This window comes from Trueperella pyogenes, assembly GCF_001070855.1.
Classification (GTDB): domain Bacteria; phylum Actinomycetota; class Actinomycetes; order Actinomycetales; family Actinomycetaceae; genus Pauljensenia; species Pauljensenia pyogenes_A.
The window spans coordinates 276132-291909 of the sequence record NZ_JVLH01000014.1; the positions used below are offsets into that span (position 1 = coordinate 276132).

The 15778-nt window shown below is 57.3% G+C and carries 13 protein-coding genes; 7 read left to right on the plus strand and 6 right to left on the minus strand.

Going from position 1 to position 15778, the window contains the following annotated elements:
* Positions 1-2: 2 nt before the first annotated feature.
* The 6 genes from ADG72_RS08255 to ADG72_RS08280 form a co-directional block, all read right to left on the minus strand.
* Positions 3-1631 carry an Eco57I restriction-modification methylase domain-containing protein gene (locus tag ADG72_RS08255; protein ID WP_048714279.1) on the minus strand — a complete coding sequence of 543 codons (1629 nt, stop codon included), beginning with the start codon at positions 1629-1631 and terminating at the stop codon, positions 3-5.
* A 2-nt stretch (positions 1632-1633) separates the two neighbouring features.
* Positions 1634-2275, minus strand: coding sequence for a restriction endonuclease subunit M (locus ADG72_RS08260; protein ID WP_048714281.1), 642 nt, complete (start codon positions 2273-2275; stop codon positions 1634-1636).
* 99 nt (positions 2276-2374) lie between these two features.
* Positions 2375-2980: a DEAD/DEAH box helicase family protein gene (locus ADG72_RS08265; RefSeq protein ID WP_048714282.1), complete on the minus strand. Its 606-nt coding sequence runs from the start codon at positions 2978-2980 to the stop codon at positions 2375-2377.
* A 209-nt stretch (positions 2981-3189) separates the two neighbouring features.
* Complete coding sequence (locus ADG72_RS08270) at positions 3190-3513, minus strand: nucleotide pyrophosphohydrolase (protein ID WP_048714284.1); 324 nt, start codon at positions 3511-3513, stop codon at positions 3190-3192.
* A 4-nt stretch (positions 3514-3517) separates the two neighbouring features.
* Positions 3518-4231, minus strand: coding sequence for a hypothetical protein (locus tag ADG72_RS08275; RefSeq protein WP_048714286.1), 714 nt, complete (start codon positions 4229-4231; stop codon positions 3518-3520).
* A gap of 65 nt (positions 4232-4296) precedes the next feature.
* A complete protein-coding gene (locus ADG72_RS08280; protein ID WP_048714288.1) occupies positions 4297-5052 on the minus strand; it encodes a hypothetical protein in 756 nt (251 codons plus the stop codon).
* Positions 5053-5791: 739 nt separating this feature from the next.
* Between ADG72_RS08280 and ADG72_RS08285 the strand changes: the two genes are divergently transcribed.
* The 7 genes from ADG72_RS08285 to ilvD all read left to right on the plus strand — a co-directional run bounded on the left by ADG72_RS08285 (position 5792) and on the right by ilvD (position 15759).
* A complete protein-coding gene (locus ADG72_RS08285) occupies positions 5792-6850 on the plus strand; it encodes a 3-isopropylmalate dehydrogenase (protein ID WP_048714375.1) in 1059 nt (352 codons plus the stop codon).
* Positions 6851-6940: 90 nt separating this feature from the next.
* Positions 6941-8092 (plus strand): branched-chain amino acid aminotransferase, encoded by a 1152-nt coding sequence (locus ADG72_RS08290; RefSeq protein WP_048714290.1) that lies wholly within the window; start codon positions 6941-6943, stop codon positions 8090-8092.
* A gap of 235 nt (positions 8093-8327) precedes the next feature.
* Positions 8328-9995, plus strand: coding sequence for an ABC transporter ATP-binding protein/permease (locus tag ADG72_RS08295; RefSeq protein ID WP_048714292.1), 1668 nt, complete (start codon positions 8328-8330; stop codon positions 9993-9995).
* A complete protein-coding gene (cydC, locus tag ADG72_RS08300) occupies positions 9992-11797 on the plus strand; it encodes a thiol reductant ABC exporter subunit CydC (RefSeq protein WP_048714294.1) in 1806 nt (601 codons plus the stop codon). The genes ADG72_RS08295 and cydC overlap by 4 nt, the downstream gene beginning before the upstream one ends.
* 102 nt (positions 11798-11899) lie before the next feature.
* The gene (manA, locus tag ADG72_RS08305) at positions 11900-13090 is read left to right on the plus strand and encodes a mannose-6-phosphate isomerase, class I (RefSeq protein WP_048714295.1); all 1191 of its coding nucleotides are present in this window, start codon (positions 11900-11902) and stop codon (positions 13088-13090) included.
* 68 nt (positions 13091-13158) lie between these two features.
* Positions 13159-13839, plus strand: coding sequence for a DedA family protein (locus ADG72_RS08310; protein WP_048714297.1), 681 nt, complete (start codon positions 13159-13161; stop codon positions 13837-13839).
* A gap of 72 nt (positions 13840-13911) precedes the next feature.
* Positions 13912-15759 carry a dihydroxy-acid dehydratase gene (gene ilvD / locus ADG72_RS08315; protein ID WP_080978682.1) on the plus strand — a complete coding sequence of 616 codons (1848 nt, stop codon included), beginning with the start codon at positions 13912-13914 and terminating at the stop codon, positions 15757-15759.
* The last annotated feature ends 19 nt before the right edge of the window (positions 15760-15778 follow it).

Sequence of the window (15778 nt, forward strand, 5' to 3'; positions counted from 1 at the left end):
TGTCAGTCCAGATCCATCGGACGAATGAGCGATTCGATGTAGGCGATCTCAGTCTCGGTCAGCGAATACTTTTTGTAGAGTTCCTCGTCTGTCCACGTCCGATCCCAGGATTGGATAGGAACCCAGCGGTAGGTAGCGTGTGTCGCATGCTGGGTGATCTTTCGCAGTGACACCAGAAATCTAAAGAATTTTGTGGAGTAGTAGGACCGGATAGATCGGATTTCTTCTTCCGTGTCGGCATAGAAAAATAGGAACGACTGCGTACATACCGATGGTGACGGTGCGATTTGCGACGGGCCGAGAACTAGATCGACGCCAGTACGTTCCCGCTCCCGTCCGGAGCCGACTTCTGGCACCAGGAGCTTCCAGGTGTCGATCAGCTCGGCACTCTTGGTTACTCTATTCCTCGAGATATAACCCATCTTTCGCTGCATGGACTCGATGTAGTAGATCGGAACCGAATCTTCACCTGGGCGCGATCCGAAGTCTCGGAAGTTTGAGGTCCATCCGAACTCTTTGTCGCGGGCAAGGATTGTATTAATTGATGGTGGGTCATCAGCTTGCACTTTTCTGAGGATGGGGAGTGCGTGGGCATCACGGATGAGGATGTCAAATTCGTCCAACCGGCGCGTTGAGCTACTTGTCGATTTGTCAGCACGAACTGTGGTGACTTCACAGTCACCCTTGTATTGATTGGACCATAGAAAGTAGCATGCACCACCGTTAATCCCGACTCCGGGAAAGATGCCTGCCGCATTTTGATAGTCAACGAGAGCTCGGATGCGGCGATCTGTCAGCATCTCACGACGGAAATCGTTTAGACCAAGACCCGTTGCCATCCAACGAGATGGGATGATCATCATCAAAAGGCTTGGGTCAAGTTCTTTAGCCTGACGGACGAAGTGTTGATAGATAGGAATGTCTCGCGTACCGCCGTCAGATCCCAACTGGTAGGGAGGGTTTCCAATCACGATGTCGAAGTGCATGGCGGCTCCAAATATTTCGTTGATACGTTGTTTGATGTCATCGGTATGGATGAACGCGTACGCGTGTGTCTCAAGACCCTCGCCACGCCCATATTCTTTTTCGCCTGCCCCGCAGTAGGGGCACTTGCGGTTGGTGTAAACGAAGATCTTGTCTCCAGTGATTGGATCAATGCGGCTCTCGCGGGTGCCGCCCGTCCAGGTGTGTTCGGTTCGTTCGAACCAGATGTTCCCGTCCGGGGTGTCAAAGGCAGTGCAGATCGAGTGCTCGCTGTTCGCGCGTTTGGAGCAGTAGAGGCTTCTCCGAGCCATCAACGCAGTGAGCTCAGTGATGGCAATCCCGTACACCTGCTTGGTGAGAACGTGGTTGACCCGCTCTTGCAGGTCCGGAATCTGTGCCTCGAGGCCTTCGACGAGTCGGCGGGTGATCTCCCGGAGGAACACGCCCGTCTTCGTAAACGGATCCAGGAACGTCACGTCTGGGTTCGCCCACAGGTTCTCACCGCCATGGTCGGCGGCCCATGCCTCGGCAACCATGTCGAGCATTGCGCTGGCCATCTCTGGCGGGGTGAAGACCTCGTCGTTGGACAGGTTCGCGATACAGGTGAGCACATCAGGGTTGTGTGCGCGTCCGAGCAGTCCCTCCATGTTCACGCCTCCAGTGCGGCGATGTCAGACACGCTCATCACGGGAAACGACGTGGTGGGGGTGAAGATGTCGGCGATCTCCATGTTCCCGAACAGAGTGTCCTCACCGAAGGCGGATCGCTTGGCTAGGTCGCCGTAGAGGAAGTCGCGGCGTTGGAAACGTCCCTTGCCGAGATACCCCCACTCGGCGAAGGTGATTGCCTCACCGTTCGGAAGTTTCATGGTCAGTGCGTCCGCTTGGACGATGTTGGTCTTGAGGACCACGCGGGCTGCCTGTGCCCACTCGGGTTCTGCGTTTGGGCCGAGGAAGTCGACGAAGATCGCGTGCAGGTTGTCTCGGCAGATCTGGGCGTTGTCCTCGAGCAGTTCAATACCGTAGGTGCACATCAGGCCGAGCAGTCCGTAGTGGCGGCGTTCAAACTCGTTCTTGCCGTAGCGTGCCTGGCAGGTTGTGAGTTTGCGGCGCAGTACCTCTTGCAGGAATGCGCCTTCACCGCAGGCTGGCTCGAGCACTCTGGCGTCGATGCGCTCTGACTCGTCTTTGATGAGGTCAAGCATGTCGTTGACCATCCAGGAGGGTGTGAAGACTTCGCCGTGGTCGGCAACTCGTTGTTTGGATTTCACGAGGTTGTCGTCTTCGCTCATTCGTGCTGCTCCTGGTTGGGCACGCCGCAGGCCTTGGGGTGGCTAACAGAGTGGGTGTTGCTGGCTTCTTTGCGCACGATTGTGCGTAAAGACTGCTCCTCAAATTATCACCATGGCTGCCTCATGGTGTTGAGGAAGCGCCGTGAAGGTCTTGCCGGTGCCACAAGCCATGACCATGGTTCCACGGTTGTGTTTGGTGAACCCCTCCATGACTGCGGAACGTGCGCGTACCTGGTGATCTCGAGGAACTTTGCGCTCGCGGGTCTTGGGTGCCTGCATCGAGCCCAGTGAATACGTGCGCCAGTCGATGTCTGAATCGTGCAGATCCGCCAAGGTGATACGCGAGACGGGGATTGGCTGGCCTTCGATCGCGTCTTGGGCGTTCTTGCCCCAGTCGATGCCAGTGTCACCCGTGCGGCGCTCCGGCCACTCTCCCCACAGGTAGACCTCTTTGAATTGGTGAGCGAAACGCGCGTCATGTAGCAGGAACTGACGGGTGAGTTCTTCGAAAAGCGTGCCCTTCTCGCGTTCGCTTGTTGCGCGCGCACGGTACTCGTTCAGCAGCGTGTCCAGTGCGCTGGCTGAAGAAGATGAGGGAGCGGAAGGGGCAGTGACCGTAGATGCAGAAGGAATAGAGCTCTCGTTGGGCGTTGGAACGCCATCAACGTCAAATGCAAGCTGGTCTGCATTGGGATCACTGTGCATGGAGATACCCTTCTCTGTGGCGGATAGGTGCCGAGTGAACATCGCTGATCACTGGCTGCGTTCTTGGGGATTTTCCCGAAGGCGTGCTGCGTATTCCCAGATTAATGCATCCGAATGACGTAGATGTAATTTTTGCGTGTTGCTTTTCGCTGTTTTTGTATTGGTGTTGCGCGGATTTGTGCAGGTGTCAATCGCCGTTGTCAGCCGGATCAATCCAGCTGGTCATACTTCACGCTGCTCCCACGAGACTTTTCAACCGGATACTTCTGGGCGGTGACGGCGAGCTTCTCCAGCACGATCTGATCGGGTTCAAGTCCGACCTTCATCGCGAGGAAGTAACAGTAGGTGAGGACGTCGGCGAGCTCTTCCTTGACTGCCTGGGGATCCCCATTAGACGTCCACTGGAAACACTCCAAGAGTTCAGCGGCCTCGATTGAAATTGATTTTGCCAAGTTTTCGGGTGTGTGGAACTGGTCCCAATCGCGTTCCTCGCAGAACGCGCGTAATTTCTGTGCAACCGCATCGTCAAGCATGCTTTCACTTTACTGTGAAGCACTCGTATCTGGTGGCAGATGCACCAGCTTTCAAGCCAATGACTAGTTGGTATCTCTTCCCTCGCGGATTTCTGAACGCGTCCTCGCCATAGAAATTGATTTGTCTGTCGCCCCACCAGGAAAGGAACTCCTCAGCAGTTTCGCCGTTGTGCTTTCCGTCGAATGCACTGTCAAATGAAGCGATGATTCCATCGGTTGCTTCAGCCAGGGCTGCGCAAACCAATCCGTAACCGGTTGAAGCAACGGGAGGGCCAGCAAAGTTACGTTCGTCGGACCAGTAGTGGTCTTGTGCCAGAATTTTTGCCAGTCGAGTCGGAGGAACAATATCTTCGAATTCTTCAACGATGTACCACAAGCCAAGGTGCTCTGGTTTCGAGTTGAATGGGTAGACCAAGTCTTCTTCGCTAATTCGATCGTCATCTTCGACGAAAGAACAACTAGGCCAAGAAGCCGAATCCCAGATCCCGTCAATCAAGTAATCGAAAGTGAGATACAAATCCGGTGTCCACACCGTGTCTTTTTCAACGTACTCAATTGGCCTATCCGCTGGAGAGGGATAGCGAGCTTTAACCTCGATTGTTGAACCGATACCGTGACGGTTCAACAATGTTTGAAATAACTCTTGTGTGCGCCCACGAATCTCCTCGACAAGAGGAAGGGCATTTATTGTCGGATAAACATCAATGGTTGTCGACATGTGATTATGCTACTGACTCCCACCTTCAGTTCGCGCCGGTTTGACTCACAAACGGAAAACAGATTTTAAGTCCAGCCCACATCTGACCCATTCCACTCGTGGGCACGAAAGCGCCGTCCTTCACCATCGCAACGCTCGCTTGGAGGCTCCCACAATAGCGCGAAACGAGCGGGAATAGGCTGCGAGGCTACCCCGATCGTAGAGCTAATCCGACCTCGCAGCGCATTCCAATCATTGAAATCTATCCAATTGACTCGAAGGAAACGCCAGCCTTGGTCTTGCAGAGCTTGCTCGCGTTGAAGCCACGAGCGTTTTGCGCGGTCGAATTCTCCCTGTGTTGAACCCAGTTTCTCGATCCCATCGAACTCGATGATGAGTTTGCAATGCGGAATTGCGATGTCGGCAAAGAAACGTCGTCCACCTGCTGAGAGTTCATATTGCATCGAAACTTCGTAGGGGCATAGCGCGCGAACCACCCAAGTCAGTGCGGCCTCGGCAGGGTTGTCGCAACCCGGATCGATCGACCTCAGGATCCGTCGCGCGCGGGCAAAGCCGCGGAGTCCCTTTGCACGTTCCAAACGCGAGAGGAGCTTCTCTCGAATGACTTCGGCACGGCCTCGGCACGCATCTTGCGAAAAATTACTAAACCCAGACCACTTGTGGAGGGCGCTGCATCCCAGGGTGAAGGCTTGAAGCGCATCATCGTGCATCGCGCAGCGGATCAGCGCATCGTAGGGGTGCTCGGTAAGCAGTCCTGAAACCTGCGTGCGTTCCGAGGTAATCGGGGGAGTGCGCCGATAGACTCGCAGGGCCGCGGGCACGGAGATTGTTCCGCATCTGCACGGAGGAATGAGCTGGCTTGTCCGGCGCTGCGGCTGATACAACTCAACGTTTGGGTTTGAGATCCAGCCTTGTACCCCGTGGAGTAGAAGCGCTGAGGTGCCAACGATAAGCGGTCTTGATTGCCCTTGCTGTACTGACGCAATGATGCGTGCCAGCGCAATTGATTCCCAGATTTCCCACGGTTTTGCGCGGGTGGCGTCAAAGGGTAACTGCACGTATGCGCCGCGGTGTAAGCGCAATTGCCCTTTGAGATGGGAACTTTTGGAGGAGCTCCCGCGATGGCTCAGGGTTACATGCGGCAGTTGCGTGCTCATAGTGGACAGTGTGGGGCGAGGGAGGCGGATGTGTGTTTTCCTGCCGAAAACATGTGGATGAATCGTTGCAATCCAGCGTTGTGGAAAAGTTTGTTGTGTGCGAAGCGGATCTTTTGGGTGGTGTTTGGGCGGTTTAGCGCTGTTTCGCGGTTCGTGTGTGGCGTCTAAGGCGCGATTCGGTGACTTCGAGGCGGATTGACACTGTTTGGCGCGATTGACACCGCTTGGAGGACGGGCATTGCGGTTTTTGGGCTACGCGATGCCGCCAAGTGCTGCCAATGTCGCCGAGTGGTGTCGATAGGGGAAGCGTGGGGAGCTGACTTCAGGAACGAGGCCCCGCCCTGCGCACCCCGAAATGTGGACACCTTCTGCCGACCCGCCGCCCCCGCGCAACAATGGCAACATGACAAATCTGAAACTCGCAGTAATCCCCGGTGACGGCATCGGGCAGGAAATCGTCCCCGAAGGCATCAAGGCTCTGGAAGCTGTCATTCCCTCTGATGTCACGCTGCAGTACACAGAATTCGACTTGGGTGCTCGCCGCTATCACCGCACCGGCGAGATCCTGACCGACACGGACCTCGAGGTCATCGACCAGCACGATGCCATCCTCTTGGGTGCGATTGGCGATCCGTCGGTCCCCTCAGGTGTTCTTGAGCGCGGCCTGCTCCTCAAGCTCCGCTTCTCACTGGACCACTATGTCAATCTGCGTCCCTCGCACTACTACCCGGGTGTCCCGACCCCGCTGGCGAACCCCGGAGACATTGATTTCATCGTCGTGCGCGAGGGCACTGAAAGCCTTTATGCCGGAAACGGTGGAACCCTGCGCAAGGGCACTATTCACGAGGTCGCACAGGAGATCTCCGTTAACACGGCCTTTGGCGTTGAGCGCCTGGTGCGCTACGCATTTGAACAGGCAGCAGCCCGTCCGGCTCACCACCTCACCCTGGTTCACAAGCACAATGTTTTGGTCTTCGCCGGTGGCCTGTGGAGCCGCATCGTCGAGGAAGTGGGCCGCGAATACCCGCAGGTCCGCGTTGACTACTGCCACATTGATGCCGCAACGATCTACATGGTGACCGATCCGGGCCGCTTCGATGTCATCGTCACCGATAACCTCTTTGGCGACATCCTGACCGATGAGGCGGGAGCCGTCACCGGCGGTGTTGGCCTCTCGGCCTCGGGAAATATCAACCCCGAAGGTGCACACCCCTCAATGTTCGAGCCTGTCCACGGCTCCGCTCCTGACATCGCAGGCCAGGGCAAGGCAGATCCGACCGCAACTATCGCCTCTGTTGCGCTCATGCTCAATCACCTCGGCTATGCCGATCAGTCGCGCGCGATCATGGACGCGATTGAAGAAGACATGCGCAATCGTGCGGCCGCGAATGCGGCCGGTGATCCCTTGGTCCGCACGACCGAGCAGATCGGCAACGACCTGGTCGCGCTGATTCGCCGCTGACGAGGCCGCGGGTCAGATGGCGGACCACCTAATGCTTGACCCTCGCAAGGGGAATATTCTGAACGTACTTCAGCTTTTGAGGAGGACACGATGACAGAAACGCAGCACACTCCCACCGAATTGGAGCGATTGGGGGAGGAACCTCTGCCTTCGGCAGATGAACTGGCTGGTCGTTTCCCGCTGACCCAGAACCCGAATCCGACCCCGCAGGCGGATTACGAAAAGGCCATGGAGGAACTGAACTTCGGAACAGTTTTCACCGATCACATGGCACACATGCGCTGGACGCCCGAAACTGGATGGGGCCAGCGTGAGGTCATTCCCTTCGGTCCTCTTGACCTCTCCCCGGCAGCAGCTGTCCTTCACTACGGCCAGTCGGCCTTCGAAGGTATCAAGGCCTACCGTCACTCCGACGGCAGTATTTGGACATTCCGTCCCGGCTTCAATGCCGCGCGTATGAACCACTCGAATTGGCGTCTGGCCATGCCGCAGATGGACCGCGAGGACTTTGTTGCCGCGCTGGTGAACTACGTGCGTGCAGATGAAAAGTGGGTTCCGGGTGCTGAAGGTTCTTCTCTCTACCTGCGTCCCTTCACTTTCGCGTCCGAGCCTTTCCTTGGCGTGCGCTCCGCTCACCAGGTTGACTTCTACGTCATCGGCTCCCCGGTTGGCCCCTACTTCAAGTCGGGCACTCAGACCGGCGTGTCCATCTGGGTTGAGAAGCACTACCACCGCGCTGGCCCCGGTGGAACCGGTTCGGCAAAGGCTGGCGGTAACTACGCGGCCTCGCTGCTCCCGCAGAACCTGGCCGCAGAGCGCGGTTTCAAGCAGGTCTGTTACCTGGATACCTACGAGCACAAGTACCTCGAAGAGCTCGGCGGCATGAACATGTTCGTCGTCATGGCCGATGGAAGCGTGCGTACCCCCAAGCTCACCGGCGTGATCCTCGAGGGCGGCACCCGCAGCGCGATCTGCCGACTGCTGCGTTCGCGTGGTGTGCCGGTAACCGAGGAATCGATCGCCCTTGCTGACCTGGTTGAGGGCATTAAGAATGGCTCGGTCGCTGAGATCTTCGCCTGTGGTACCGCCGCTGTCGTGACCCCGATTGCACGCCTCGCCTCGGATGATTTCGACGTCGAGCTTCCTGCGGGTCCCGTCACCCATCAGATCTGGAAGGACATCACGGACATCCAGATGGGCCGCGCGGAAGATCCCTTCGGCTGGATGTACCGTCTGGCCTGACCCGATTGACGAGGCCGTGGCCGCCTTCCCGCGCGCTTAAGCGTGGGTGTGTCCGCAGTTTTGCGTCGTAAAACTTCAGTTTGTGGGGGCGTTCGGAGTGATCCGAACGCCCCTCAAACGTCTTCGGTACGAAGCTTTCCCTTCTATATGACTTTCTGTCATTAAGAAGCTAAGGTAGTCCTAAGTAGCGTCATAATGAAATGACGTCATAAAGCCCAATGAGGAGAGCGAATCGATGGGACCCGCGTCCAACGCCTCGCCTAGCGCACTACCGCAGCCATACCCGAAACAGCGGCTCGCGACTGTGATCGAGATCGTCAAGAATCTGCTGCCCGCGATGTTCCTGATCATCCTCTATATCGAGCTCGGTTCGGTCATTGACGCTCTCATCAGCGGCAAGGTCAGCCTCCTGTCACTGGGGTGCCTTTTACTCTTTGCCTTAGCAGCAGGAATGATGGCGTTTAGTGCCTCATTCTCGGGCGGTACACGCCTGCGCACAGAAGAACCGCGTCTACGTCACGCCATGGTCGCCCAGGTATTCCGCTTGGGAGTCAGCGAGCGCACGAAGGAACGCTCAGGTCGCATCGTCAATACTGCAACCGATGGTGTTGAGCGCAGCTCGAATTATCGAGGCACCTTCATTGCTCCCATGCTGGCCTCGCTGATCACGCCGATCATGGTCGTTGCAGTCGTATTTACTTTCGACTGGGTATCGGCAGCGGTCCTGGCAATCTCCATTCCCGTTGTTCCCCTCACTGTCGGTGCTTTCCAAAGAGCATTTCGCCCGGTTTCCACCCGCTATCGTGCTTCCTCTCGCGCGCTTGCTGCTCAAGAACTAGACGCGATCCAGGGGCTTTCAACGCTGTCCTACATCGGCGCTGGAAAGCGCGTGGGCCGTACCCTCGCACAGGCCGCAGAAAACGTTCGCCGCAAAGTCATGCGCTACCTTGCCGGAAACCAGATGGTCCTGCTGGTCGTTGACGGTGTCTTTTCGCTGGGAATGATTACCGGTGCGACCGCTCTTGCTTACTGGCGTCTGAGTGACGGTTGGTTCACAATCGGTCAGGCCATCACCCTTGTTCTGCTCTCCTCGATCATGCTCGACCCTCTGGATCGAATCGGCCAATTCTTCTACATCGGCATGGGTGGAATCGCTGCAACCCGCGAAATCAAGCGCTTCACCAGCGAAACCCCAGAGGTTGTCGACCCCGCAGAACACGGTGCTGTTGCTCCCACAGTCCTTCCCACACCCGGGGAAGTACGCATCGACAGCGTCTCCTTCGCTTACGAGGCCGATACCCCGATCCTGCGCGGAGCTTCCCTTCGTGTCGCCCCCGGTGAGCACATTGCGATCACGGGTACCTCGGGCGCTGGAAAGTCAACGCTCTCAAGCTTGATCCAGGCGCACCACCGTCCCAGCGAGGGATCCATCTTCATCAATGGCGTTGATATCTCCCAGGTGCCTCTGCAATGGGTTCGTTCGCAAATTGCCGTCGTCGAACAAACCACCTACCTTTTCTCTGATACTTTGCGCGCGAACATCCTGATCGCCAACCCCGCAGCGAGCGATGAGGAGATCCTCACTGCATTGCGTACCGTCGGCCTCGAGGATCTTCTGGCCCGCCTTCCCGAGGGCTTGGATACCCGTGTCGGCGACAAAGGACTGGCTCTCTCAGGCGGTGAAGCACAGCGCGTTGCACTTGCCAGGGCATTCATCAAAGACGCCCCAATCCTTCTGCTCGATGAGCCCACTGCACACGTCGATTTGGAAAGTGAAAGACAGATTCTTAACGCCATCGATACCGTTGCACGTGGGCGTACGACCATCACGATTTCTCACCGAGGAGCAACGATCGCTCACGCAGACCGCCAAGTTGAACTGAAGGAAGGGGAACTTCGATGAACCCCCAGAACTTCACGCGCATGGACCTCTCGCGCCGCCTCATTCGCGTCGCTCGTCCCGTCCTTTTCCCGCTTGTTTTCTCTCTACTTGCGCGTATTGTTGCGCTGGTTTTGGGGATCGCGCTTTTTGCGGTGGGAACATGGGCATTGGGCTCCTATGCCTCGGATCCGGCTTCGGTCACCCTGTCATGGGTCGTGTGGGCGCTGGTGATCATGTCCTTGCTCAAGGCTCTGTTCCGCTACCTTGAGCAATACGCGGGACACTACGTTGCTTTCCGGTCTCTTGCGCTGCTGCGTAACTACTTCTTCGACTCGCTTGAGCCTCAAGCCCCGGCGATGACCGAGGGGGCAGATACCGGTGACCTCCTCTCGCGAGTTACGAAAGACGTCGATCGTGTCGAGGTCTTCTTCGCTCACACCCTGGTGCCCCTGGCAACGGCGGTGATCGTTCCTATCGGGACTGTCGTGTGGATGGCATTTGCAATTTCGCCGCTCAATGCGCTTGTCCTTGCGCCTTTCCTTGTCCTGGCAGGGATTTGTGTTCCGACCTTCGGTGGCAAGGCTACCGACGAAGCTGCGCAAGTACTTCGCGCGACTCGCGGTAGGCTTTCGCACCACGTCACCGACTCGGTTCAAGGCGTGCGCGAAGTCATTGCTTTCGGCGCGCAGGAACATCGCATGAACGAAATGGCTGACGAGCTGGAAGAATACATTTTCCAAGCTCAGTACAAGACCTCTTTCTGGATTGCCGTTCGACGAGGCTTTAACCAAGCACTGCTTCCCCTGGCTGTTGTCGCTCAGATCCTTGTCGCCTGCTCGGCTTACCCCTCGGGCACACTGACCATCGCGCAAGTCACCATGTCCTTGGGCGTTGCGCTGGCCTCTTTTGCACCGGTTTTGGCAGTTGAGGATCTGACTGCGGATCTGGATCAGGCCTACGCCTCGGCGGCGCGAATCTTCGCGGTGACCGATCGCGAACCACTGGTTCCCGATCCGCAGGCCCCTCGCCCCATCGCCGGCAGCGGCGATATTCAGATTACGGGCGTGGACTTTACCTACCCGCAGGTTGCTATAGCTTCAGGCCTTCAAGATGACTCAGAAGGATACGAGAACCATCGCCCCCAGGTGCTCCACGACGTGACCGTCACTATTCCTGCCGGCTCAACAACCGCAATCGTCGGCGCATCGGGCTCGGGTAAGTCGACGCTCGCTGCTCTGCTTGCTCGCGTGTGGGATCCGGACTCCGGATCGATCAGCATCGGGGGAGTGGACCTACGTCAAGACTCTCAAGATCACATTCGTTCTGTTGTCACCCTGGCCCCGCAGCGTGCTCACGTCTTCAACGATTCGATTCGCGCAAACCTTCTGCTTGCACGCCCCGATGCAAGCGATGCAGAACTTAAAGACGCATTGGAGGCAGTTGACCTCAGCCAGTGGATCGCGGCCGAAAGCGAAGGAATCGACACCAAGGTCGGCGAAATGGGCGAGCGCATCTCCGGCGGACAACGCCAGCGCCTCGCTCTTGCCCGCGCACTCCTGCGTGAAACCCCCATCATGATCCTTGACGAGGCCACCTCCCAAGTTGACCGCGAAACCGAAGCTCGCGTTCTGGCGGGGATTCGCCGTCGCACCAGCGATAAGACCTTGATTGTTGTTGCGCACCGCTTGGATACCATTCACGATGCTGATCAAATCATCGTTATGGATTCGGGGCGCATTGTTGAAGTTGGAACTTGGGATCAACTTTATGAATCCGGAGGTGCCCTGCGCGCTTTGGCGGACCGAGAAGAAGGTGCACGCTAAACTTTTCACAGATACCACGCGTTTTGTGAAGAAATAACGCCATAGTTCATCTGTGACAACGCGCGGATACACCGCTGTTACAGAGAAGTTGAGGAGACCGGGATGCAGCAGCTTCAGGGCTGGCGCAAGTTTGACGATTGGGGTTCGCAGAGCGCAATCGCCGAATTCTTGGGCGAAACTCCAGGGCCTCGGCCTGTTTCTGAACTCTGGTTCGGTAATCACCCAGATGGTCCAACCCTCCTCCAAGACGGTTCCACTCTGGGCGACCTCATCGCACAGGATCCGAAGAAGGCCCTGGGATCGGGAATCCTCTACGCCTTTGGAAGCAATCTTCCCTTCCTCATGAAGGTCATCGCACCCGATGAGACGCTCTCTCTTCAGGTTCATCCCACAAAGGAAATTGCTCGAGAAGGCTTCCTGCGCGAAGAAGTGCTGGGAATCGAGCGCACCGCTCCGAACCGTTCCTATCGGGATATGAACCATAAGCCCGAAATGCTCTACGCTTTGACCGATTTCGAGGCCCTCATTGGTTTCCGGGTTCCTCGAAAGGCACGACGACTTCTGGAAGGCCTCGAGGGTGAGCTGGCAGAGCTTCTTCGCCGACGACTCAAGCTCTCAACCGTGCGCGGGGGCCTGCGTTCCTTGGCCTCGTGGGTTTTCGATATCGATTCACCCGTTACCCCAGCCTTGGTCGAGGAATTTGTTGGTGCCTGCCGCACGCGTTTGGAATCAGGAAATTCTCCCTCGCTTCGTGCCGATCAATTGGTGTGCGAGTTGGAAGCTGTGCACGGTGGTGATTCTGGAATCATCTTGGCATTCCTGATGAATCCCGTTTCGCTTCGTGCCGGTGAGGCTGCGTATATTCCGCCGCGCCAGATCCACGCCTACCAGCGCGGTTTGGGAATCGAGGTGATGGCGGCCTCGGATAACGTCATTCGAGCGGGACTGACCCACAAGCATGTTGACAGTGCACAACTGGTTGAAATTGCCGAGTTCTCTGCGCTTCCTCCCGTCCGTTTGGCTCCCGAGCATCCCAGCCCTCATTCGGATCGTTTCTTGGCGCCCGCTCAGGAATTTGAGCTCACCGTGACGACCTGCACCCCTGACCTCAGCAATCTTCGCGTTCCGGGCGAGGGGCCTCGTATTGCAATGGTGACCCGCGGACGCTTGAGTTTGTCGACCGAGGCCGGGGAGTGCACCCTGGGCCGAGGCGAGGCGGTTTTCATCTCCGCATCCGAACGCCAGCTGCGTATTACAGGTGAGGGTGAACTGGTTCAGTGCTCCGCGCCGTGATTGGCTTTCACAGCCCACGCAAAGGGTGAGCAAAACTCTTCCTTGTCTTGTGCGGCGATGCTACAGGCATGAGTAATCTTCTTGAACCTATTGTCCAAGCCGTTGTTTCTCTTGTAGGTGCCCTTGGTGCTCCCGGGGTGGGAATTGCTGTCGCAGCAGAAAACCTATTCCCACCGATCCCTAGCGAAGTGATCCTGCCTTCCGCGGGATTTGCTGCGGCCTCGGGAAGTATGGGATTGGTGAGCGCAATTGTATGGGCAACGATTGGATCGGTTGTCGGCGCATTGGCGCTGTATGCACTGGGCGCGTGGTTTGGTCGCGCGCGCTTCTACTCCTTGGCCTCGAAGATTCCCTTCGTCAAGGAAGCAGATATCGAACGCGCCGAGGCGTGGTTTGTGCGCCGAGGCCCGCTGGCAGTTCTTCTGGGACGCGTCGTTCCTGTTGTTCGTTCCTTGATTTCTATCCCGGCCGGTATCGAACGGATGAAACTTTTGCCCTTTACTCTGTACACGGCAATTGGTTCGGCCCTGTGGAATTCCGTTCTTATTGGTGCCGGATATGCGCTGGGAGCGAACTGGGCGATCGTCGAAGAATGGATTTCGCGATACCAACTTATCGTTTTTGGCCTGGCCGGCATTGCTCTCATCGTGTGGATGGTCAGGAAGTGGACAGTGCGTAGACCCCGTGAAAGTGCAGTGAAAGCGCGCCATTGCGGTGAAAACGTGCGCAATGCCTCATCCATCTCGTGAACCTAGCGAGCCGTTGCCCGGAGGTCGAACTAGGGTTGAAGGCGTTACAAATTCGTCATAGGGGAGAAATCCATGAGTAAGCCTTTGCGCTCAGCAACATCGACTCAAGGACGCAATATGGCCGGAGCACGTGCGCTCTGGCGTGCGACCGGAATGACGGATGGGGATTTCGGCAAGCCGATTATCGCGATCGCCAACTCCTACACCCAATTCGTTCCCGGCCACGTCCACCTCAAGGACATGGGCGACTTGGTCGCCGGAGCGATTCGCGAAGCAGGCGGCGTTGCGAAGGAATTTAACACCATCGCTGTTGACGACGGCATCGCAATGGGCCACGACGGCATGCTTTACTCGCTGCCCTCGCGTGAGGTGATTGCAGATTCGGTCGAATACATGGTCAACGCTCACCGCGCCGATGCGCTGGTGTGCATCTCGAACTGCGACAAGATCACCCCCGGTATGCTCATCGCCGCCATGCGTTTGAACATCCCGACGATCTTCGTCTCGGGTGGTCCTATGGAATCCGGCGCTTCCATTGAAGGCGTTGTTGAGCACCGCCTTGACCTCATCGATGCCATGGTCATGGCTGTCGATGACTCGGTGTCCGATGCTGAGCTGGCACGCGTCGAAGCGAATGCCTGCCCGACCTGTGGATCCTGCGCTGGCATGTTTACCGCGAACTCGATGAACTGCCTCAACGAGGCCATTGGCCTGGCGCTTCCCGGTAACGGCACCACCTTGGCCACGCAGGTTGAGCGTAAGAAGCTCTTCTTGGAGGCAGGACACCGCATTGTTGATATGTGCCGCGCGTACTACGACAACGATGACGATTCGGTTCTGCCGCGCTCGATCGCTACCAAGCACGCTTTCGAGAACGCGATGAGCTTGGACGTTGCCATGGGCGGCTCGACCAACACTGTTCTTCACATTCTTGCGATCGCTCACGAGGCCGGAGTGGACTTCACCCTGGATGATATCGATGCGATTTCACGCCGGGTTCCTTGCCTGTGCAAGGTTGCTCCGAACTCGACGAAGTACCACATTGAGCACGTCCACCGCGCCGGTGGTATTCCCGCACTCCTGGGTGAGCTCAACCGCGCCGGTTTGCTGCAGCGCGATGTGCACTCTGTCCATGCTCCTTCCTTGGAAGAGTGGCTTGCTCAGTGGGATATCCGCAGTGGCAGCGCGAGCGACGAGGCCAAGCATCGTTACCTTGCTGCGCCCGGTGGCGTGCGCACGACACATGCTTTCTCGACCGCAAACCTTTTCGAGTCCTTGGAAACTGATTCCGAGAATGGCTGCATCCGCGATGTTGAGCACGCATACACAAAGGACGGTGGACTTGCGGTCCTTTACGGCAACATCGCCGAGAAGGGCGCGATCATTAAGAGCGCGGGTATCGATGAGTCGCTCTTCCACTTCGTTGGCCGTGCTTTCGTCGTGGAGTCTCAAGAAGAGGCCGTTGAATCGATTCTGAGCAAGAAGGTGCAGGAAGGCGACGTCGTCGTCATCACCTATGAAGGCCCCAAGGGTGGTCCGGGCATGCAGGAAATGCTCTACCCGACCTCGTACCTCAAGGGACTGGGTCTGGGTAAGAAGTGCGCACTGATCACCGATGGCCGTTTCTCCGGCGGCACCTCCGGTATCTCCATCGGTCACATCTCTCCCGAGGCCGCTGCCGGCGGCGCGATCGGCTTGGTCCGCACGGGCGATGAGATCGAGATCGACGTCAACAAGCGTCTGCTTCGTGTGAATGTCAGTGATGAAGAACTTGAGCGCCGCCGCGAGGAGATGGGTGCCACCCCGTGGAAGCCTTCCAAGCCTCGTTCGCGTCACGTCTCTGATGCCTTGAAGGTCTACGGAATGCTTGCCGCATCTGCCGATAAGGGCGGCGTGCGTATTCTGCCCGATTGGGCCTGAGCGCGTGAAGGATAAAGCG

Bases quoted from the DNA above. Each gene is read 5' to 3' on its own strand.
- ADG72_RS08285 (WP_048714375.1), top strand. From the start codon at position 5,792: ATGACAAATCTGAAACTCGCAGTAATCCCCGGTGACGGCATCGGGCAG.
- cydC (WP_048714294.1), top strand. From the start codon at position 9,992: ATGAACCCCCAGAACTTCACGCGCATGGACCTCTCGCGCCGCCTCATT.
- ADG72_RS08255 (WP_048714279.1), bottom strand. From the start codon at position 1,631: ATGGAGGGACTGCTCGGACGCGCACACAACCCTGATGTGCTCACCTGT.
- ilvD (WP_080978682.1), top strand. From the start codon at position 13,912: ATGAGTAAGCCTTTGCGCTCAGCAACATCGACTCAAGGACGCAATATG.
- ADG72_RS08260 (WP_048714281.1), bottom strand. From the start codon at position 2,275: ATGAGCGAAGACGACAACCTCGTGAAATCCAAACAACGAGTTGCCGAC.
- manA (WP_048714295.1), top strand. From the start codon at position 11,900: ATGCAGCAGCTTCAGGGCTGGCGCAAGTTTGACGATTGGGGTTCGCAG.
- ADG72_RS08270 (WP_048714284.1), bottom strand. From the start codon at position 3,513: ATGCTTGACGATGCGGTTGCACAGAAATTACGCGCGTTCTGCGAGGAA.
- ADG72_RS08295 (WP_048714292.1), top strand. From the start codon at position 8,328: ATGGGACCCGCGTCCAACGCCTCGCCTAGCGCACTACCGCAGCCATAC.
- ADG72_RS08275 (WP_048714286.1), bottom strand. From the start codon at position 4,231: ATGTCGACAACCATTGATGTTTATCCGACAATAAATGCCCTTCCTCTT.
- ADG72_RS08290 (WP_048714290.1), top strand. From the start codon at position 6,941: ATGACAGAAACGCAGCACACTCCCACCGAATTGGAGCGATTGGGGGAG.
- ADG72_RS08310 (WP_048714297.1), top strand. From the start codon at position 13,159: ATGAGTAATCTTCTTGAACCTATTGTCCAAGCCGTTGTTTCTCTTGTA.
- ADG72_RS08265 (WP_048714282.1), bottom strand. From the start codon at position 2,980: ATGCACAGTGATCCCAATGCAGACCAGCTTGCATTTGACGTTGATGGC.